The 20926-nt window shown below is 56.4% G+C and carries 17 protein-coding genes and 1 pseudogene; 8 read left to right on the forward strand and 10 right to left on the reverse strand.

Annotated elements, in window-relative coordinates; all coding sequences use genetic code 11:
• From KP708_RS08275 to KP708_RS08285, 3 genes are all read right to left on the reverse strand, one after another.
• Window positions 1–1479, reverse strand: coding sequence for a Ppx/GppA family phosphatase (locus tag KP708_RS08275; protein ID WP_215748846.1), 1479 nt, complete (start codon window positions 1477–1479; stop codon window positions 1–3).
• Window positions 1480–1485: 6 nt separating this feature from the next.
• Window positions 1486–3678 carry an RNA degradosome polyphosphate kinase gene (locus KP708_RS08280; protein WP_215749409.1) on the reverse strand — a complete coding sequence of 731 codons (2193 nt, stop codon included), beginning with the start codon at window positions 3676–3678 and terminating at the stop codon, window positions 1486–1488.
• 183 nt (window positions 3679–3861) lie between these two features.
• A complete protein-coding gene (locus KP708_RS08285; RefSeq protein ID WP_215748847.1) occupies window positions 3862–4587 on the reverse strand; it encodes an HdaA/DnaA family protein in 726 nt (241 codons plus the stop codon).
• 101 nt (window positions 4588–4688) lie between these two features.
• Between KP708_RS08285 and purM the strand changes: the two genes are divergently transcribed.
• The 3 genes from purM (at window position 4689) to KP708_RS08300 (ending at window position 7797) form a co-directional block, all read left to right on the forward strand.
• Complete coding sequence (gene purM / locus KP708_RS08290; protein WP_215748848.1) at window positions 4689–5750, forward strand: phosphoribosylformylglycinamidine cyclo-ligase; 1062 nt, start codon at window positions 4689–4691, stop codon at window positions 5748–5750.
• The gene (gene purN / locus KP708_RS08295; protein WP_046899627.1) at window positions 5747–6328 is read left to right on the forward strand and encodes a phosphoribosylglycinamide formyltransferase; all 582 of its coding nucleotides are present in this window, start codon (window positions 5747–5749) and stop codon (window positions 6326–6328) included. The genes purM and purN overlap by 4 nt, the downstream gene beginning before the upstream one ends.
• A 230-nt stretch (window positions 6329–6558) precedes the next feature.
• The gene (locus KP708_RS08300) at window positions 6559–7797 is read left to right on the forward strand and encodes a DUF2142 domain-containing protein (protein WP_215748849.1); all 1239 of its coding nucleotides are present in this window, start codon (window positions 6559–6561) and stop codon (window positions 7795–7797) included.
• Between the two features lie 243 nt (window positions 7798–8040).
• Here the strand turns inward: KP708_RS08300 and KP708_RS08305 are convergent, their stop codons facing one another.
• Both KP708_RS08305 and ndk read right to left on the reverse strand, forming a co-directional pair.
• Window positions 8041–9444: a DUF2142 domain-containing protein gene (locus KP708_RS08305; protein ID WP_215748850.1), complete on the reverse strand. Its 1404-nt coding sequence runs from the start codon at window positions 9442–9444 to the stop codon at window positions 8041–8043.
• A 156-nt stretch (window positions 9445–9600) separates the two neighbouring features.
• Complete coding sequence (ndk, locus tag KP708_RS08310) at window positions 9601–10023, reverse strand: nucleoside-diphosphate kinase (RefSeq protein WP_046899630.1); 423 nt, start codon at window positions 10021–10023, stop codon at window positions 9601–9603.
• 113 nt (window positions 10024–10136) lie between these two features.
• Here ndk and KP708_RS08315 point away from each other — a divergent pair, with 113 nt between their 5' ends.
• The 4 genes and pseudogenes from KP708_RS08315 to KP708_RS08325 all read left to right on the forward strand — a co-directional run bounded on the left by KP708_RS08315 (window position 10137) and on the right by KP708_RS08325 (window position 14219).
• Window positions 10137–12053, forward strand: coding sequence for an ABC-F family ATP-binding cassette domain-containing protein (locus KP708_RS08315; RefSeq protein WP_215748851.1), 1917 nt, complete (start codon window positions 10137–10139; stop codon window positions 12051–12053).
• 162 nt (window positions 12054–12215) lie between these two features.
• A complete protein-coding gene (locus KP708_RS08320; protein ID WP_215748852.1) occupies window positions 12216–13358 on the forward strand; it encodes an AI-2E family transporter in 1143 nt (380 codons plus the stop codon).
• A gap of 135 nt (window positions 13359–13493) precedes the next feature.
• Window positions 13494–13559: pseudogene (locus tag KP708_RS15745) on the forward strand (hypothetical protein); the annotation flags it as partial.
• A gap of 126 nt (window positions 13560–13685) precedes the next feature.
• Window positions 13686–14219: a TipAS antibiotic-recognition domain-containing protein gene (locus KP708_RS08325; RefSeq protein WP_252348090.1), complete on the forward strand. Its 534-nt coding sequence runs from the start codon at window positions 13686–13688 to the stop codon at window positions 14217–14219.
• Here KP708_RS08325 and KP708_RS08330 read toward each other — a convergent pair.
• From KP708_RS08330 to KP708_RS08340, 3 genes are read right to left on the reverse strand one after another with little or no spacing between them, the layout of a single operon-like run.
• The gene (locus KP708_RS08330; RefSeq protein ID WP_215748853.1) at window positions 14179–14604 is read right to left on the reverse strand and encodes a hypothetical protein; all 426 of its coding nucleotides are present in this window, start codon (window positions 14602–14604) and stop codon (window positions 14179–14181) included. The two genes, KP708_RS08325 and KP708_RS08330, sit on opposite strands and share 41 nt — an antisense overlap.
• Window positions 14601–15743 (reverse strand): DegT/DnrJ/EryC1/StrS aminotransferase family protein, encoded by a 1143-nt coding sequence (locus tag KP708_RS08335; protein WP_215748854.1) that lies wholly within the window; start codon window positions 15741–15743, stop codon window positions 14601–14603. The genes KP708_RS08330 and KP708_RS08335 overlap by 4 nt, the downstream gene beginning before the upstream one ends.
• Window positions 15740–17692 (reverse strand): polysaccharide biosynthesis protein, encoded by a 1953-nt coding sequence (locus tag KP708_RS08340; RefSeq protein WP_371822677.1) that lies wholly within the window; start codon window positions 17690–17692, stop codon window positions 15740–15742. Before KP708_RS08340 ends, KP708_RS08335 begins: the two co-directional genes overlap by 4 nt.
• A 96-nt stretch (window positions 17693–17788) precedes the next feature.
• Here KP708_RS08340 and KP708_RS08345 point away from each other — a divergent pair, with 96 nt between their 5' ends.
• Complete coding sequence (locus KP708_RS08345; RefSeq protein ID WP_215748856.1) at window positions 17789–18754, forward strand: glycosyltransferase family 4 protein; 966 nt, start codon at window positions 17789–17791, stop codon at window positions 18752–18754.
• On the opposite strand, the gene KP708_RS08350 is transcribed toward KP708_RS08345, so the two are convergent.
• Together KP708_RS08350 and KP708_RS08355 are read right to left on the reverse strand one after the other, a co-directional pair.
• A complete protein-coding gene (locus tag KP708_RS08350) occupies window positions 18755–19156 on the reverse strand; it encodes a MarR family transcriptional regulator (protein WP_046899636.1) in 402 nt (133 codons plus the stop codon). It lies immediately after the preceding gene.
• A 310-nt stretch (window positions 19157–19466) separates the two neighbouring features.
• The gene (locus KP708_RS08355; RefSeq protein ID WP_215748857.1) at window positions 19467–20858 is read right to left on the reverse strand and encodes a leucyl aminopeptidase family protein; all 1392 of its coding nucleotides are present in this window, start codon (window positions 20856–20858) and stop codon (window positions 19467–19469) included.
• Window positions 20859–20926: the final 68 nt, after the last annotated feature.

A 20926-nucleotide genomic window follows, 5' to 3' on the forward strand; every position in this document is an offset into this window, starting at 1 on the left:
TCATTCTTCCCTTACCTGAGCCTCAAGCTGCATGGCTGCGGCCAATCGTTCAAAGCGTCGACGGACTGCACTTCCTGCTGCACGGACACTCCGTGCACCGAGGATCAGCACAAGCTGAGGTTCTTCCACCAGCAGGCGACATTCTTCCAGCAACACTTCCGTCCCCGCGCACAGCGTATAGGCCAGACGCAGCGCCAGACCCAGCTTCACAGCACGATCAATTTCAGAGCGGGACAGAAGGCGGCGCGAGGGCTCAATCAGTGGGGAGTCCATCGCCACTTCATAACGCACGGCCAGGGTCAGGCCGATAAATGCGCGGGCGGTGTGTTCAAACCCCACGCCGTGACAATGCATCACACGCTGATAGGTCTGTTCAGCACGATATTCCGGATGATCGTAGGATCCGATATCCGAAAGGGTACAGGTCAGTTGACGCAGACGCTTCTGGGACGGTGTTTCACCCCGAAAAATCGGTGTCGTCCAATCCACGAGCGCCTTGGAAAGCGTCACGCTTCGCGCCAAACGGTCCGCCATTTCCTCCGCCAGCGTCGTCATGGGGTCCTCCGCTGCCACAGAGGAGGCGACGTGCCGCATGTACCAGCCTTCCCGCAGGCCATCCACGCTGAAGACTACCTTGGACGGGCGAACACGCTCCATCAGGCATTTGAGAACGACCGCTGCGAAGGGTGCATCACCCAAGCGCTTACGTGGGGCATTCGGCAGTTTTTCAAGAGTACGTTTTGAAGCGCCGATAACCCAATCTGACATCTCGCGTGCTTCGCCCTCGGAAAGCGTGAAGAGATGGACAAGATTCAGAGGATACTGCGTCCGTGCGATCTGAAGACGTGCCAAGGCCCGGAATGCGCCGCCAACCAGGTACAATGGACGGCCACTCATACCCGGAAGCCAGTTGACCTCCTGAAGCATTTCAGAGGCAATCCGCTCTGCTTCCAGCAGAATACCCTTCGCTCGATCCTGAAGACGAATGACGCCGAGTTTGGTTGTCAGGGCTTCATAATACTGTCCGTCAGCAACATGGATGAGCTCCAGTGAGCCGCCGCCGATATCAGCGACCAGACCATTGGCTTCCGGCAGCCCGCAGAGAACACCACGGGCCGCATAATCTGCTTCCTCAGTGCCTTCGAGCACACGGATGGCCACACCCGGCATTCTTGCACGGATGGCGGAAACGAAGTCAGGCCCATTGGAGGCATCACGCACAGCCGCAGTAGCCAGAACCTCGAAAGGCTCCGCTCCCATGGCCCGTGCGACGGTGTGAAACCGGCCCAACACGTCCATCGCCAAGGTAACGCCCTCGTCGTTCAGGCGACCCGTTGCATCCAGACCGCGCCCCAGCTTGAGCGTAACCTTCTCATTGAAGATGGGGAGCGGATTGCGCGCTACGCCTTCAAAAACCACGAGCCGAACGGAGTTGGACCCGAGATCGACGATGGCGGAGCGCTGTGCAGATGATGACATGAGGTTTCAGTCTTCCAGAATCCGGTCAGGCCGTTCGCGTGGGCGATGGGCCTCCGGAAGAGCTTTTTCCCGTGCGGCCGACCCACGGCCAGACAGGGAGGGATTGTTCATGAAGTACTCGTGTGCGGAGAACGGGTGTGCACCAGGAGACACCCGATGCCAACGACCATCCTTGGAGAGCGTCCAGCTCTGGAGGTTGTCCTTGATATTCATGGTCATGATCTGGCCGAGAATCTGCGCGTGGACTGTTGGGTTGGTGATAGGCACCATTGCTTCTACCCGCCAATCCATGTTTCGCACCATCCAGTCCGCGGAAGAAATGAAAACTTTTGCCTTATGCGACGGCATCCGGTGCCCATTTCCAAACGCAAAGACACGCGCATGCTCCAGAAAACGGCCGACAATGGACTTGATGTCGATGTTGTCAGACAGGCCCGGTACACCCGGACGCAGACAGCAAATCCCACGGATAATCCCGACGATCTTCACTCCGGCCTGTGACGCTTCGTAGAGCAGGTCGATCAGTTCAGCATCAACCAGACTGTTCATTTTCAGCCAGATCCGGGCGGGACGGCCTGCCTTTGCATGAGCAATCTCGTCACGGATGAGTTGTTCAAGCGTGGAACGGATCGTCATGGGAGAGAACGCCAGCGCATCCATTTTTTCCGGCGTGGCATACCCGGTCATGTAATTGAACAGCCGTGCAGAGTCCGAAGCCAGTTTCGGATCGCAGGTAAAGAACGAAAGATCCGTGTAAATCCGGGCTGTAATGGGATGATAGTTCCCAGTCCCGAAATGGGCATAAGAACGTAGCGTCCCGCTTTCACGACGGACGACAAGGCTCAGCTTCGCATGGGTCTTCAGATGCGCGAACCCAAAGACAACCTGCACGCCAGCCGCTTCCAGAGCACGCGAAAGACGGATGTTGGCCTCTTCATCAAACCGTGCACGCAACTCAACCATGGCTGTGACGGACTTGCCGGATTCCGCGGCCTCAATCAGGGCATGAACGATCGGGCTATCCCGTGAGGTCCGGTAAAGCGTCTGCTTGATGGCCAGAACATTCGGATCACGCGCAGCCTGCCTAAGGAACTGCACCACCACATCGAAGCTCTCGAACGGGTGATGGACTACAATATCTTTTGCCCGGATCGCCGCGAAGCAGTCTCCGTCATAATCCAGAATGCGTTCCGGAAAGCGCGGCGTGTAGGGCGGAAACACCAGATCTGGACGGTCATCCACAATCAACTGCTTGAGATCTACAACGCCCACAAAATTGGGCATGACCACGACATCTTCGTCACCAACACCCAGCTCTTCGCCCATTTCGCGCCCAAGCGTTTCGGGGAGTTTGTGATCAAGAGCCAGATGGATCCCAACACCGCGACGGCGTTGCTTGAGAGCTGTTTCGTAAGACCGGACGAGATCTTCCGCCTCGTCTTCAAACTCAACGTCCGTATCGCGGATAATCCGTAGGACACCGGCCGCACCAATCATGAGACCGGGGAACAGGCGATCTGCGAACAGGCTGATCAGGTCTTCAAGCAGGATAAAGCGGATTTCACCCGTGGCATCCTTGCCTGCGCCAACCCGTGACGGAAGGCGAAGGAAACGTGGCACCTGGGCTGGCAGCAGAATCAACCCGTCCATGACATGCTTGCCCGACGCAGGGTCCTTGAGACGCATAACCAGCGCTAACCCCATGTTCGGAATAAACGGCAACGGGTGCGATGGATCGACCGCGAGTGGGGTCAGAACCGGAAAGACGCGCTCATCAAACAGGGCTGAGAGCTGCGCAAGATCAGTCCCATCCAAACCTTCTGTGGACAGGATGGAAATCCCGGCATCTTTCAACTCGTCTTGAAGCTGATGCCAGACCCGCTGCTGCTCTGCGAGAAGAAACCGGGCTTTCTGACGGACGGCCGAAAGCTGCTGAACAGGTGTTGCTCCATCTGGGCTCCGAACGACCAGCCCTTCCCGAACCTGCCCCACCAGACCCGCAACACGTACTGAATAGAATTCGTCCAGATTACTGGCGCTGATGGACAGAAAACGGACACGCTCCAGGAGCGGATTGCGCGAACTTTCGGCTTCTTCGATGACGCGTTGATTAAAGTCGAGCCAGGAAAGCTCCCGGTTGATGAACCGCGCTGGGGATGTTGGCATGTCAGCATAGTCTTCAGCTGTCGGAACAACCATTCTGCGCCGCCGGGCCCGGGTTGCGGCTGGCGTCAGATTCCCCTCTCGTGGCTGGTTGCGCGAACGTCGACGGGGAGTTGGCTTATTATTTTCAGTCGTCACGATGGTCTCTTCCGGGAAGCTCGAACCAAAACCCGTTTAAGATCAAGGCTTGGGAGAAGTGTGTCAAACGTAGGTTTTATGTCATTCCTCTGACATATCAGGCATCAGAAGATCGGGAAGCATTTCTCGCGCCAGCGCCCGTGTAATTGCGGTTCCACGGGCAAGAGCCGCATCATCCAGCCGCTCAACCGCCGAAACCAGAGCATTTCCCGTGCGCGGCAGATGACGCCAAAGCCATTCCGTAACGGACTGCGAAACAACGAGCTGACGATCCGCCAGAAGAGAAAGCAGCAACGTTGCCCGCAGATCGTCTTCCGGCTCCCCTGTGGCCGTCGTTGCGGTCGCACGGAGCCGGCTTCCCAGATCTGGCAGGGAGACATGGCTGCGTGACGGTGGAAGGCGCCCAACCATCAACACCCGGTCCCCCTGCGTCAGCGCGTCATTCAACAGATGGAGCATGGTCGCCTCATCCCCCGGCGAATCGGCATTATCAATTGCAAGGTTTCCCCTTATGCGAATGCGCCCTCCGGAAGAGGCATGAGAAAACAGGCGCGCATCCAGAATGGTCGCATCGTGCTCCTGCGCCCAGACAGACAACAGATGGGTTTTTCCCGTGCCCGCTGGCCCCCAGAGCCACAATCGGCCATCAGGCCACACTTTGCGTGAAAGCCACGCGCGCGCAGGCGCATTTGAAGGGCTCGTGATGAAGCGTTCAGCTGTCATCGCGGTCGGACGACGCAGAGGAAAGGCCATCTGAGGTCCGGCATCGCTTATGGCGCGCCCTTCCTGTCCGTCCTGTTTTGTCATCCCTCATCCCTTTTCATGCCGTTACGCCTTCAATTCAAGCGTTCCGCCCGCGTGCAGGATGCTCTAGAACGGCGTCACGTCAACCAGCGGGAAGCTTCATCATGACCGATCAGCCCGACACCTCACAGGGCGCCAGCTATGCACAGGCTGGTGTAGACATTGCAGCAGGCGATGCCCTGGTCGATGCCATCAAGCCCGCAGCCAAAGCCACGAACCGTCCTGGCACTATGGGCGGACTGGGCGGCTTCGGTGCCCTGTTTGATCTGAAGGCTGCCGGTTTCACCGATCCGGTCCTTGTCAGTTGCACAGACGGCGTGGGCACGAAACTCATGGTCGCGATTGAAGCCGGCAAGCATGATGAGGTCGGAATTGATCTCGTGGCCATGTGCGTGAACGATCTGGTCGTTCAAGGCGCAACCCCGCTGTTCTTCCTGGACTATCTGGCGACCGGCAAGCTCTCCATTGAAGATGCCTCAACGGTCGTGAAGGGCATCGCCCATGCCTGCGCAGAGTCCGGCTGTGCGTTGGTCGGTGGCGAAACTGCAGAAATGCCGGGCATGTATGCACCGGGACATTATGATCTCGCCGGGTTCAGTGTCGGCGCGGCAGAACGCGGCGCTCTCCTTCCTGCGGGCATCCGCGAAGGCGATGCACTGATCGGGATGCCTTCCTCAGGCGTTCACTCGAATGGCTTTTCTCTGGTTCGTGAAGTTGTTCGCCGTTCAGGCCTCGGCTGGAATGATCCGGCTCCCTTCTCTGAGGGGCACACACTCGCCGAAGCCCTGCTGACACCCACGAAGCTCTATGTTCGCAGCGTGCTGGATCTGCACGCCAAGGGCCTGCTCCATGGCTGCGCGCACATTACCGGCGGCGGCCTGCCAGGCAATCTGCCGCGCGTCCTTCCGGAAGGTCTGGGCGCTCGCATTGACGGTTCGTCGTGGGTCGTGCCTTCCGTATTCCGCTGGATGGCAGAAACCGGAAATGTTTCAGCTGATGAAATGCTCCGTGTCTTTAACTGTGGCATTGGCATGGTTCTCGTCACTCCTGAGCCAGAGCGCGTTCTGGCTGAACTGGAAGCCCGCGGAGAAAGCGCTTTCCAGATCGGTGAAGTTGTCCGTTCCGACGAGGCTTATGCCCTGACGGCACCGGTCTCCTTCGCATGATGCAGAAAATGCCCATCGCTGTGCTTATCAGCGGGCGTGGCAGCAACATGCGTGCACTGATCGAGGCCTGTGAAAGGCCGGATTTTCCGGCTCGGATCGTACTCGTGCTCAGCAACAAGCCGGATGCGGCCGGTCTGGAGGTTGCCCGCGCAGCCGGTCTTCAGACGGCGGCCATTGACCACAAGGCGTTCGGGAAAGACCGTGAAGCTCACGAACGCAAGGTGGATGCCGCCATCCGCGCTTCCGGAGCCCAACTCGTCTGCCTTGCCGGATATATGCGTGTCCTGACGCCTTATCTCGTCAACGCCTGGGATGGCCGGATGCTCAACATCCACCCGAGCCTCTTGCCCGCATTTCCGGGCCTGCACACACATGAGGCTGCCATTGCTGCCGGCGCAACCGAGCACGGTTGTACTGTCCACCTTGTGACTGCGGGCGTGGATGAAGGGCCTATTCTTGGGCAAGCGCGTGTGCCGGTTCTGGAGAGTGACACACCCGACGCACTTGCTGCACGCGTACTGGAACAGGAACACGCCCTGTATCCTTCGGTTCTTCAGAACTACATCAACAGACAGTAATCTGGCGGCGGGATGACCGGGAATTTCTCCTTTCATTCCGCTCCTCATTTTATCTGGGCACTGTGTAGTAAAGACACCTCTCAGTTAAATGCCTGCCGATAATGACCGCAGAAACGCTCAGCACCTCCAAAACTCAGTTTTATAATTTGCGGATTGCCTTACTCTGAGTGGGTGCAGATGAGCCCGGATGGCAGTCGGTCATGTGCCCCAACAAGGAAATAAGCACTGATATGAAGTCCGTTTCGTCATTTTTTGCGTTCTGCAAAACAAACCTGCGGCTTCTTGAACTCGCTTATCTTCTCTCAATTGCTGTTATCGGCGTTTTTCTTGTGTACCGCGTCACGCCTGTTAGCGGCGTAGATGAAGAATTCCATTTTTACCGCGCGCAACAGATCGCTCAGGGAAATCTTCTGGCACAGCGTTATTCGGGGCACATGTTCGGAGGTGGGCTCGACACCAGTATGCTGACCTGGGTGCGCTATTTCAATGCAAACCGCGACCAGCATAAGCCATCTGACAGCAATGTCGCTGCGCAGATTGCAAAGGATCTGGAGAACTCCAAAAGAGACCGGGAAGTTGTTCATTTCCCCTCGACCGCTTCATATTCCCCACTGATGTATATTCCCTCAGCCACCGCCATGATAATCGCCAATGCCGGACATGGCGGCGTGGATACAAGATATTACGCTGGTCGTTTAGGGAACCTGTTTGGATACATCGGGATGCTTGCACTTGTCCTTGCGGTGCTGCCCGTAGGGCGACTGGCCGTCCTTGCCCTGATGACCACGCCAACAAGCCTCCATCTGGCGACAACATATAGCGCCGATCCTGTCACCAATCTGGGATCAATGCTGTTCCTCGCCTGCTGCCTACGGGCCCGGATGGCCCCTCCCGAAGACCGGAAAATCTGGATCCGGCTGATTATCGCTTTGGCCGCTCCGCTGGGGCTTTTCAAATTAACCTGCAGCTTTCTAAGTCTCGGCTGCTTTCTTGTGCCGACGAACTCCTTTCCGACCCAGAGAAAATATATCCAATTCTGTATGACGGTCGTCGGATTGAGCCTTGTCTCCGCCGTTGTCTGGAACGGAATTTACCCATTCACTCCTGCGCATTACTGGAATACGGGAGGAGATCCTAAAGTCCAGATCCTGACCATGCTGAAGCACCCATGGTCTTTTGTTCGGGAAATCGCTGAAACTTACCGTGTTGGCTCGCACTGGTGGTGGGAGGACGCATGGGGACGTTTTGGTGGAGGACCAGTGCCACTTTTCTTCAAGATTGGTGAAGGCACTGGGTATGTAGCTATAGCTCTGATTGTTCTACTGGCTCTCGCTGACAAACGGCCCATTTCTAGTCCGCGATCCGGAGTAATCCTGATTGCACTTGGTGCGCTTTATTCTCTCTTAACCCTTCTGGCATTCTACGTTGGCTTCTCTCACCTTGGAGAGGACACTGTTATTTTTATATAAGCTGCGCTGCTATTCTAAGTGGAGTTCTGTTGTTCCTGCCGCGCCAAAACAAGACGTATCAAACGATCTGTGCGGGCCTATTAAGCGCCTATTTCGTTTGCGTTGCGCATGTCTGCATTGAAGCGACAGGTATTTACGCGCGTCTCTGGAACTAAAACAGAGACACCTAAGGGCATGTTACCTTCTTCGCAGGAGTAGCATGCCCACTGCAAACGTAACGTCCCTTTTAAAGAATAAACACGGCTACCAGTAGCGCGCTAGTATGGTCTGCATAACAGCGCCAAATCCTACCCAGAGCCCAACAGCAAGAAGCGCAACTTCGATGGCTTTTGCTTTAGCAACGGACAGAAAATGGGGACTGGATGCAAAAGGAAAGATCAGCACGGAAAATATTGCTGGAGGGATATAATATCTCCCCTGAAGCCCGCCAATATAACTGTCACCAACGGGGGTCCAGATAAGATAGAGAGAAAGGCTGACAGCGCTGACAGTCCCAATAGACACACAAAGGATGAGCGCCTTTCTCAGCAGCTCTTCTCTTCCAATTTTTCGTTTCAGGTAAAGGCAAGAGAAAATAACTACAGAAATGAAAAACATGACTTCGAACTGGTAAAACCAGTCTGGAAGTCGTGCATCAAGCCATCCCAGCACACCGACAAACTGGCCCATCAAGGAATAAGCAGAAACCCTGAATGTGTGCAGAAGCACTGCGATTGTTTTGAACGGGTGAGAAAGAACGAAATGTAGCTGGCGCGCAGCATCAACCCCATCTGCTGAACGAAAAGGGATCTTCGTTGAGTGAACACCCATAACCGACCATGCCAGAGCAGCAATTACGGCAAACACGCATGCACCCACAGCCGAACGCCAGGCCGCCCAAGGAGCAATGATCAGCGGCAGAAACGCGATAAGAATGTAAGGCGGCTTGGATGCAATAATGCATCCCATTAAAAGCGCGAGTGTCGGCCAGAACCATCTATTTTTGTAGAAGTCGTCATTTAATCGCGTCATGAGCGCCGTACAAACTGCACAGGCCGCGATCAAAGGCCCATCCTGAGAGCAGGACGCGAACAACGACAGCGACATCGGCATTGAGATAAATGCTGCAATGATCAGTTGTCCCTGACGGGCAATCGCAAGGGCAAGCATTCCTGCAAGTACGCAAAAGACGGCGTTAGACATGCGTGCCAGATAAAAAGACTTCAGAATATCTTCATGAAGTCTCTTTCCGACTTCAATCCCCACCACTGATGGAAAATAAAAAATCGGAGAATAGATCACCGTGTTGGGAAAGCCTGCTTCCCGCTTCGGACTTTTCCAGCTTAACGCTGCGCTGCCGAAGATACGGTTCCAGTCTACTTTCCGTTCATATCGACCTTTGAGATCATCATATCTGTAAGCGAATACAACGCTGTCTTCAGGAATGACACCACCGCTATCAGAGGCACTGAAACGATGGCCGATCAACTGTCCCTGAGAGATCTGTATGGCTCTCTGAAAATGATTTGGCTCATCGGCGACCTGTAATGGCGGGGTCGCGATCACCAGAAACATCAGGCAGGCAGAGACCAGAAGTCCCCAGACAATAGCCAGCGGATATTTGTAAAGGAAAGAAGTTGTAGCGTCGTTGCCCACAGATCGAACCATGCCTCTCTTCCGTCATCATGCCGCAGAGTGGGCCTGGATGACAGCGGAACCGGGAACGTGTGAAGGCTGACCAGTCGGGGCGTTCAGATACCGTCCCAAATCATTGGAAATGGAGAGCCACAGAGCCTGCGGCTCTCCATTGGCAGAACCCAGACCTTACGGCAGGATTTCTGTCTCAGCGAAGAAGAAAGCGATCTCGTTCTTCGCGTTCTCAAGGCTGTCAGAACCGTGCACGGAGTTTGCTTCGATGCTTTCAGCATAAAGCTTACGCACGGTGCCCTCAGCTGCATCAGCCGGGTTCGTTGCGCCCATGACTTCACGGTGCTTTGCAACAGCGTTCTCAGCCTGCAGAACCTGCACGACAACCGGCTCAGCGAGCATGGAGGACACGAGGCTGCCGTAGAACGGACGCTCCTTGTGAACTGCGTAGAAAGCGCCAGCCTGCTTCTCGGTCAGCTGGATGCGCTTCTGAGCAACGATGCGCAGACCGGCTTCCTCGAACACGGCATTGATCTTGCCGGTCAGGTTACGCTTCGTGGCGTCGGGCTTGATGATTGAAAGCGTGCGCTCGAGAGCCATCTTTCTTCTCCTGTTGGACAAAGGGGTAAATCCCGCCGTTCCACTAGAGCAAATTCGTAGTTCCTGATAGGTCTGTCGCGGTTTTTTCACTCTCCCGACTGATCGAGGCGCCCGTGAGCCTGCTCACCATCACTGACCTGACTCTCCGCATCGCCGGCCGTACCCTGCTGGATGGCGCATCGCTGACAGTCGACCCCGGTCGGAAAATTGGTCTCATCGGAAAAAATGGGGCTGGAAAATCAACACTTCTTGGCGCGATTGCAGGGGATATTGCCCCGGATGGGGGCACCATCACGCTTGCAAATCGGGCCACAATGGGCCGCGTGAAGCAGGAAACACCATCTGGTGACACCTCGCTGATCGACACGGTGCTGGAAGGCGACATCGAGCGCGCGGCCCTCCTTGCCGAAGCCGAGACTGCCACGGACCCTGCCCGTATCGCAGATGTGCATGAGCGCCTGATTGCCATTGACGCCTACACGGCCCCCGCCCGTGCCGGCGCCATCCTGTCGGGGCTGGGCTTCGATCAGGACGCGCAGCTTCGCTCGGTCTCGGACTTCTCAGGCGGCTGGAGAATGCGTGTCTCGCTGGCGACGGCCCTCTTCCTCTGCCCCGATCTCCTTCTGCTGGATGAGCCCACCAACCATCTTGATATTGAAGCCACCCTCTGGCTCGAATCCTGGCTTGCAAAATTCCCTGGTGCGGCTCTGATCGTCAGTCATGACCGATCACTTCTCGACAATACAGTCGATGCCATTGCTCATCTGGATCATCAGAAACTCAGCCTGACGCCCGGCGGCTACGACAACTTCGTGCGCATCCGGACAGAACAGGCCCTTCAGCAAAATCGTATGGCTGAGCGCATTGCAACACAACGTGCACATATGCAGTCCTTCGTCGATCGCTTCCGCGCGAAGGCCACGAAAGCCAAGCAGGCTCAGGCCCGCCTGAAAGCGCTTGAGCGCCTTCCGCAGATTGACAGCGTGGTAGAAGACACGCCGACGCGCTTTTCATTCCCGGAACCGCAGCCCCTTCCCCCACCGATGATCACCCTCGACAATGTCAGTCTAGGGTATGACGGACGGGTGGTTCTCAAAGGGCTGAACCAGCGGCTCGATATGGAAGACCGAATCGCGCTTCTGGGCCAGAACGGGCGCGGCAAGTCCACATTCGCCAAGCTACTGGCCGGGCGCCTTGATCCCATGGAGGGATCTTACAATCACTCGCCAAAGCTCAAGATCGGCTATTTCGCGCAGCATCAGGCCGATGAACTTGTCCTGTCTGAAACACCGATCGACCACATGGCCCGCGCCATGCCTGACGCGACGCCAGTTGCCGTACGCTCACAGCTCGCGCGCTTCGGACTGGATGTTAATCGTGCTGAAACCCGTGTTTCAGAATTGTCGGGTGGGGAAAAAGCGCGCCTTCTTCTCGCGCTCTCCACGCGTGACGCCCCGCATCTTCTCATCCTCGATGAGCCAACCAACCATCTTGATCTTGACGCGCGCGATGCTCTGATCCGGGCTCTTTCCGAATTTGAGGGCGCGGTAATCCTCATCAGCCATGACAGCCATCTGGTGGAATCCGTAGCGGATCGGTTCTGGCTGGTTGAAGACGGAACCATTGCGCCGTTTGACGGCGACATGGCGGAATACAAGGCATGGCTGGTCGAACGCGCTCGCAAGGCCAGAGCGGAAAATACGGAGCGGAACAGAAACGCCAATCGCCCGGCCTTTCAGGAAACGTCTCAGGCGACAACTCCCCAGAAGAAAATTGACCGCAAGGAGCTCACACGAGCGCTGGCCCCGCTCCGCCGGAAAATTCGTGATGCTGAAGCGAAGCTGGCTCAGATCAATCGGGAAAAAGAGAAAATTGAGACCAAGCTTGCCGATCCGGAGCTCTATCAGTCAGGGAATCCCGGCGAAATCGCGTCTCTGAACGCGCATCTCTCGGCTTTGAACACGACGCAGGAGCAAACGGAGGAGCTTTGGCTCGAAGCGCAGGCAGAACTGGAAGAGGCTTCGGCCTGACAGGGCTGCGGATCGATCAGTAACGTCAGGTAGCCTGCTGAAGCTTGCTTTCACCGCCATCAGCACTCCGGGAGAGTATCGTTAGACTACATCAGCCGATTGACCCGCCTTCCCGAAGTCCATAAGCCAACACCGGCTTACAGATTCAGGATGGACCGGCTGATGCCCATTTCGTTTTCCGACCCGAAGGACCGAGACGAGAAGGAACCGCGCGCGCGCGAACTTTCCAAGATTGCCAGCCTTCTACGGATCGCCCTGACTGTGACACTGATCCTATTGGCCGTCTGGCTGATGAAGGATGTGCTGGCAGTCGTCTTTGCGTCCGCGCTGATGGCTGTCGTCCTGCACGGCCTCGCCCGGATCGTGCGGCGCCATGTCTCGTTCATTCCTTATCAGGGCGCTGTTGCTCTTGTCACAGTGGTTATCCTGCTTGCAATGGCAGGCCTTGTCTGGAGCAGCGGCCCGGCGATCGGGGACCAGTTCATTCGCCTCAAGCAGGCACTTGTTCAGCAGTCCGGCGATCTGAAATCGCATCTTTCAGGCTCCACTCTGGGCCAACTCGTTCTGGATCACCTACCAACGGCCGTAGGCGGAAACGATGCAACGTCTGGCAGCCTTGGGTCACTAGGCTCGGGTCTCGCAGGATCCGTGACCGGCATTCTCAGCAGTGCCTTTGGTGTATTGGGTACACTGGCTGTCATTCTGATTGCCGGCCTGTACTTTGCCCTGTCGCCTGCAATTTACATTGACGGCTTCCTGCGCCTCGTTCCTTCCCAGCACCGTGCATCGGCGCGTGAGCTGCTCATGGCTGCTGGAACTACGCTATGGGCATGGACAGCCGGTCAGGCACTCGACATGCTTGTCGTAGGCATTCTCTCCGGCATTGGCCTGTCATTAATTGGCGTTCCTCTTGCTCTGGCGCTGGGTGTCGTTGCCGGCATCTGCAACTTCATTCCCTATATTGGTGCCATTCTGGGTGCCGTTCCGGCCGTGCTACTAGGTCTCTCCATGGGGAGCCAGGAAGCCCTGTTCGTGGCGATTCTTTACAGCGTCATCCAGTTCTTTGAAGGCAACGTCCTCGCACCGCTTATCCAGCGCCGCGCGGTCCATATGCCACCTGCCGTTGCTATTCTGTCCCAGACGGTTTTCAGCACCATTCTTGGCATTCCGGGCCTGATCCTGGCGTCCCCAATTACGGCCGCCCTACTGGCTATGGGAGACAAGGCCACTGCCCCTCTCGAGGATGAAGAACAGACCCGCCGAGACGTTGGCGAAATTTCTGAAGACGAAGCCCGGAAAGACTGAATATTTCGCTTACTCCTGACGTAACGTCATCATTGCAGATGATGCGTCAGGAGGAAGATCAATGACTGCAAAGACCCTGACCATTGGCGAACTTGCCAAAGCCAGCGCAACAACACCCCCGGACATTTCGAAGCTTTGGGACTCATCAAGCCAGCCCGGGCTGAAAATGGCAGACGCGTTTACACGCTCCAGACAATCAGCACGCTGGCACGCATTTTTCTTTTAAAGCGCATGGGATTCAGTCTCGCTGAGATCCGCTCCCTGGAACTGAAGCCGGCATCCCCAAAAGATATCATAGGGACCCAACTTTCCCTGCTGTCAGCACGTATGACAGTATTAGAAAGAACAATTTCCCAACTCCGCACCACCCATCATCTAATCTCTGACCAACTCTCTGGTTCGGAGGGCCAGATTTACGATGGCCCGATGGATCTGGTGGCGTTTTGCCTTCTGCTGCGAGAAGGAGAAGCCATTCTAGAACGGGAAAACATTCAGCCCGTTTTTGAAAAATACTTTACTGCCGAAGAACAGATGGCGTGGCAGACGCAAATGGATCGTCACTTCCCAACTGAAGATAGAACATCCTATCAGGTGCTCTGGGAACGACTTATCGTGCGCTGCGAAGATGCTCTTGCCCGCTCGGTATCCCCATCTGCCCCAGAGGCTCAAAGCCTCGCAAGGGATTGGCTGGAACTTCAGAAGCCTTTGCAAAAGGCCGTGGGCCCGGAACTCTGGCGCAAGACGGGGACAATGTACGAAGACATGCAGGACTGGCAGACACCTGAACGACAGGCGCCTTTCAGTCCTAAAGTGTTCAGCTTTATCCGTGAGGCTGCAATTCTGCGGGCTGGAGCGCCGTGAGAGACGCGTCTTCAAAGGCGTTCATGCGGTATGGGCCATTGTCCTCAAGCTGAACGCCGACGATGTCCGCTTGATGCTTATGCTTCCAGATGGAAATGATGACCGGATGATTGTCTGCGTTATTCATGCGCAGAATAACTTCCCCCTTCGAAGGCGGACGTTCCCCACTGGGGCCCCAGGCCGTCGTGTGCGACTGAAGCCACAGATTGATGTCCTGCACTTCAGCAGCACTCAGATCCCGGCTGACAGGTGCAATAATCTTGCCTTCCGTCACAGGGGGGAACTTCCAAGCGTGGATCAGCGGCCAAGCAACGAACCAGACAATACCAACAGGAATGAAAACCAGTGCACAAAAAGCCAGCAGCAGCTTCTGTTCGCGCCTCATAATGTGTCTCCTGCCCAGCTTTTCAGGGCTTCCGTAATACGACTCACTTCTTCATCCGTCAGCTCTGGCTGGATAGGCAGCGCCAAAATGCGCGCTCCCAGACCTTCTGAGACTGGAAGAGCAGCTCCGTCATGATGCTCGCTGTAAGCCGGCTGATGGTGAAGCGGTTTCGGGTAATAGACTGCCGTCGGGACACCTGCGGCTTTCAGGTGCGCCTGAAGGGAATCCCGTTTCGCCATATCCGGTAGCAACACGCTGTAGATCGCCCAGGCACTTTTGCTGTCAGACACGCGCACAGGTGTTTGAATACCTTCTGGCATGGCGCCGTCATAAGCGCAGGCAATGGCTTCACGCTTGGTCAGCTCATCTTCAAAAGCATCCAGTTTTGCCAGAAGAACAGCCGCCTGAATCGTGTCCAGTCGACCGTTAATGCCAATCCGCTCCACTTCGTAGCGCGTCTTGCCCTCCCCATGCGTTCGCAGGGAACGGTAAAGAGTGGCCAGGTCCTCATCATCCGTCAGAATAGCGCCGCCGTCTCCGTAGCCGCCGAGAGGTTTGGACGGGAAAAACGATAGCGTCGTAGCGCGCGCCTCGTGCCCCAGACGGCGCCCGTGATAAGAGGCCCCGAAAGACTGCGCGCAGTCCGCAATGAGCGTCAGATTTTCCTGGGCCGCAAAAATTTTCAGTTCATCCCACGGCGCAGGCTGACCGAAAAGATCCACCCCGATCAAAGCTCGCGGTTCCAGTTCCCCAGCCTTCTGCACAGCGGTCAGCCGCTCCGCGAGAGACGTCAGACTGATCTGGAACGTATCTGGTTCCACATCAACAAAAACGGGCGTTGCTCCCAAAAGGAGAACAACTTCAGCCGTCGCCGTATAAGTGAAAGCAGGCAGAAAGACAGCGTCGCCCGGTCCGATCTCTTCTGCCATCAGAACCATCAGGAGTGCATCGGTGCCCGAAGAGACGCCAACTGCATACTTCGCACCTCCGAACTCGGCCAGCCGCTGCTCAAGTTCCTCGACCTCAGGGCCCATGACAAAGCGACAGTGCTCAAACACTGCGTCAACACGGCTCTTGATCGCGTCTTTCAAACGAGCCTGCTGTTTGGGCAGATCCAGGAAGGCTATCGGGGTAATCATGCAGTGATCTCCGCATCAGGCTGTGAAAGCGCGACCGCAGACGGCGCCTTTCCATCCCGGTTATGGTTGAATTCCGGCACTAACCGGTGAAATATTTCCATGACAGCTGAAAGATCTTCGCGGTGGCACGCCGCTTCCAGCGCATTCATGGCATCAGTCGCGATATTGAAATCCACGGTCCGAGGAGACGCCATTCTCAGACCGGGCGCATCTGTCGGCACTGGGGCTTCTCGGCCATGAAACAGCTCTTCAAAAAGCTTCTCGCCAGGGCGTAGACCCGTAATCTGGATTTCCACGTCTGTTTCCGGTTTGAGGCCAGCCAGACGGATCATCTGACAGGCAAGATCCATAATCCTGACCGGATCGCCCATATCCAGAACGAAAATGCCGCCCTGCCGGAGACGCTGATCCGTTGTATCTTCCCCGCAAGCAGCTTGAGTGCCACGGACGGCAGCCTGAAGCACCAGCCCCACCGCTTCAGGGATCGTCATGAAGTAACGGGTCATGTCCGGGTGGGTTACGGTCAGCGGGCCGCCATGTTCAAGCTGGCGGCGAAACAGGGGGACGACAGACCCTGTAGACCCCAGGACATTCCCAAAACGCACGGTCACACACCGCAAACCGCCTTTACCAGCACGCGCACGCATATCGAGCGCCTGTCCATAGACCTCAGCGCAGCGTTTGCTTGCCCCCATGAGGCTGGAGGGGTTAACGGCCTTGTCCGTCGAAATCATCACCATCGCCTGCGCACCTGAACGCTCGGCCTCGTCCAGAACAATGCGGGTGCCCACGACGTTGGTCAGAACACCCTCGATCGGATTTGATTCCACGATCGGTACATGCTTGAGCGCGGCGGCATGGAAAATAAGTGCTGGACGGTATTCCATGAAAATTTCGGAGATCCTGCCGCGATCACGCACATCAGCAATAATCTGATGCCGCTGAACCGCAGGATATCGCTCTGAAAGATCCAGATTGATCTGCCACAGCGCATACTCACTGTTCTCAATCAGAAGAATGGCAGCAGGCCTGAACGAAGCAATCTGTCGCGCCAGTTCAGATCCAATGCTGCCGCCAGCCCCCGTTACAGCGATGACCTGACCGGCGATCAGGCGGCTCATCCCTTCGCTATTCAACGCTACCGGAGGTCTGTTCAACAGATCTTCAATGGCGACGGGACGAAGCTCAACACTGTCTGCAGGCTTCAGATCAGTCAGAGAGGGCGTTCTCTGAACATCAACACCATACTCACGCGCCACTTCGAGGATACGGGACAACGGAGCGCCCCGCAGTTCGGACGTGGTGATAACCAACGTATCCGGCAGGCGCCCCGAGGCTGACATCTGCTTCAGAATTTCAGGCGTTTCATCAATCGTTCCAAGAATGGGACAACTGTGAATGCGTCGCCCTGCCTGCTGCGTCCCACCTGTCAGAAGCCCGACAACGCGACGTCCCGCCTGATGATCCCGCTCCATTGCGCGAATGAAAAGATCCGCTTCGTGATCAGCGCCGAGTAACAGCACGCGCTCACGTTCAGCGACCATAAGGCGACGGCGCGCTGTGAGCCGCCAGAACATGCGTAGAGCGCCCAGACATGTCAGGAGGACCAGTGCATGAATGACCGGGAATGTCGTGCTTGGAAGGGGGTAACCAGCCAGGTGCAGCAAAGTTGAGAACAGCGTGGCACTGACAACTGACGCGCAGGCAATATTAAAGAGATCGGAAAGACCGGAAAATCGCCAGTATTGCTGTGCCATACGAAAAGGCAGCCCGCTGACGAGGAGCGTAATCCCCCCGCCCGCCACAAACCATAGCGGATGCAGCAGTCCTCCGTGAGGGTCAGCCAGCCAACGTGCCACAGGGGCTGCCGCTGCGGACACGACTCCATCCAGAAGAACATTGAGAGCGATGCGTCTCGCCTGTGCGGTCGTGCGACCTGTACGGCTGATAGCGCTAGACGGGGCCGGAAACTGAGGGCCAGAAGATGGTGTGACTTTCACGTCTCCCTTATAACGCCAAAACCACTGTTCCCATAAAGTCCGTCCATGCCCTTTTCTTTGTCGTCCTTTCTCTCCGGCCTTACCCTGCTGGACCTGTGTGCAGCAGTCCTGTGCACGGTCCTGGTCGTCCTGATGATTCAGGCCGGAATTATGGACACTCCCGTGCACCGCAGCTCCCATACGCGGCCAACACCCAAAGGCGGAGGGATCGGCATTATCGGAGCTTTTCTGCTCTGCGCGTTACCAAGCCTGTTTCTCAAAGGGCAGCCCATTCTAAATTCGTCCGTCATCGGGATGCTGGCCGGCGTTATTCTACTCGCTGCCGTTTCCTGGCTGGACGATCTGTATTCTTTCAGGGCGCGTTACAAGCTTGGTGCACAGTTCGTGGCCGCCTTTTTGGCCGCGGCTGGAACGGGCGCGTCCTTGCCAATGATGGGAATTTTCATACTGGGGGCCGTGTTTATCACCAATGCCCTCAACTTTATCGACGGGATTAACGGGTTAGCCTCAGGCACGATGATGATCGCCGCGGCCCTTCTGGCGTCAGCAGGGATACAGCCTGTTATTTTCGTGCTGTTCGCGGTGTGCCTTGCGGCATTTCTGCCGTGGAATTTTCCCAAGGCCCGCATTTTTATGGGGGACGTTGGCAGCCAGGCAGGAGCACTTGTCATCGCCTGGGGGGCCATGCAGCCTCTCCACAGTTTGGCGCTCATCGTACTCGCAGTGCTTTCAGGCGTGCTGTGGGATGTCCTCTTTACGCTGGCTCGCCGCACGCGCGTAGGTGATCGACTGACCGTGGCCCACCGTGGGCATCTTTATCAGCTCGCGATCCGCTCCGGACTACCGATGCCGCTTGTAACGACTGTCTATTGGGGATTTGCACTGTGGGGTGCAGTGGCCTGTCTGGCCAATGAGTGGCTCGTAACTGCCCTGCTCATTCTTCTGCCTCAGCTTTGCTGGACAGGATATATCTGCACGCGAGCCAGAGCCCACGTGCAGGATCGTTGGTAATTAGCCAGCGCGACGTGTGCTGATACGCTCGACAGAAGCAGCTGCACGTTCTGCACGAACCGGACGTGTGCCAGAAGCTTCAGCCATGACAGCACGCATCTCACGCAGGAAGGAGGAACCCTTCAGCGTGCGCTGCACGAGTACGGAACGACGGTCCAGCGGGTCAACCTTGCGGCGTGCCAGATCCAGTTCGCCCAGACGATCAAGAGCGCGGGTGATAGCTGGCTTGGAAACCTTGAGCTCTGATGCCAGACCACGAACCGTATGCGCACCGTCACGCAGGTAGCAGGTCAGGAACACAGCAAGCTGGCGGGCAGACAGATCAGGACCATCACGGCGCACCATGGAGACGACGGTGTCGCACAGAAGGTGAAGCATCTGGTCGTTGTTAGCCTGAGGCATTTCTCTCTCCTTAACGGTCTGCCCTGCCTGTTACCCGATCGAGTAACAGGAAAAAGAACATTCGAGCCTTGCCGGCCCGAGGGGTTGTATCTGTGGCTCACCCCATCATGGGATTGAGCGTTGGTCTTCTACATCTGGTGTTTTGAAACGCATCCGCAAGTATGCGGGTTTCAAAACGATTTATGCTGCGGCTAGCAGCTTTCGAACATGGAAGGCCGTATGCCCTATCAGAAGCAGATTTACACCCCATAGTTTTAAGACAATCATATTACGGTTCGTTAAGGATCACCTTCCCGTCAGGTTCTTCACTTCACGAAGACCTGCGAATGTTTGTTATCATTTTAAGAAGCGCACGAAGTGCCAGCGTCTCGCCACCCTCTGGCCGCCCTGGAGAATTGGCGTCATTCCACGCGTAAGTGTCTATATGCAGCCACTTTTGCCCCTCCGGGACGAAGCGCTGAAGGTAGAGAGCCGCTGTAATAGAGCCAGCCATTGGTTTGGATGTTATATTTCCGACGTCGGCTATTTTACTATCTAGCCATGCGTCATAGCCATGCCAGAGTGGCAATCTCCACAAAGCATCCGCAGTATCTGAGCCCGATTCGAGCAGTAATTGAGCCAGTCCATCACTGTTACTGAACACCGCCGGAAGGTCTGGACCGAGAGCTACGCGCGCAGCGCCGGTCAGGGTTGCAGCATCCACAATGTAATCTGGGGCAGATTCAGCGGCTTCCGTTATCAAATCGCACAACACCAGACGCCCCTCTGCATCCGTGTTGCCAATCTCTACCGTTTTTCCGCTTCGTGTCCGCAGAACATCGCCGGGACGCATGGCGTGGCCAGACACACTGTTCTCAACACATCCAAGACGCAGTTCCAGATCAACATCCAGTTGCAGATCAATCGCTGCGCACATGACGGCCAGAAGCAGGGCCGCACCACCCATGTCTTTTTTCATACGCAGCATGCCTGCTGCGGGCTTCAGGTCGTATCCCCCCGTATCGAAGCACACGCCCTTCCCAACAAGAGACAGACGCGGCGCGCCTTCACGGGCTTTCCAGCGGGCCACAACAACAGCAGGCTTGCGTTCAGACCCCTCACCCACCTCTGCCAAACAGGGATACGCGGCCTTCAGGTCATCGCCCTCAACAATGCGAACATCTGCTCCACGATTTTCCAAAGCCCGATAAGCCGACAGCGCCAGATCTTTCGGACCAAGCAGATTGGCGGGCATATTGATCAGATCCCTGCCAAACCAGTTTGCTTTCGCATAGGCAATAACGGTAGCCGCGTCGTCCGGCACAACCAATCGCGTGGTGAATGACCGCACGACCCCGACACGATACTGATATGTTCCCATGGCGAACCCGAGAAGAGCAGTCTCCTGAACGGCGCTTTCCATCCCGTGCGGCAGAAGGCTCCAGTCACCCTCCGGAAGGATCGTTCCCAGCACACCAAAAGCTGTCGGGTCATTCAGGCGCCCCTCATCCACACAAAGCAGAGCCGCTCCCGCCCCACCGTCGCCAGGCAGAAGCGTGAAAGCGCCATCTTTTGATTTGAACCCCTGCGCCATCAGAAAAGATGCGTGCTCGCCTAGGAGACCGGCAATCGTCTTGTCATCCTGCACCTTCACCAGATGCACAACGCGCGGTGTTGGAGCCTCGCTGGCGGAAACAAAAGGGAGCTGGATGTGAGAACTCATGAACCTCTTTCCTTAAAAGATCGAACCTTTTGGCTCGAACGCTTGCTTTTGTTCCGCAGGCACCCGAC

It is taken from the genome of Gluconobacter sp. P5H9_a, assembly GCF_018812085.1.
Taxonomy (GTDB): Bacteria; Pseudomonadota; Alphaproteobacteria; order Acetobacterales; family Acetobacteraceae; genus Gluconobacter.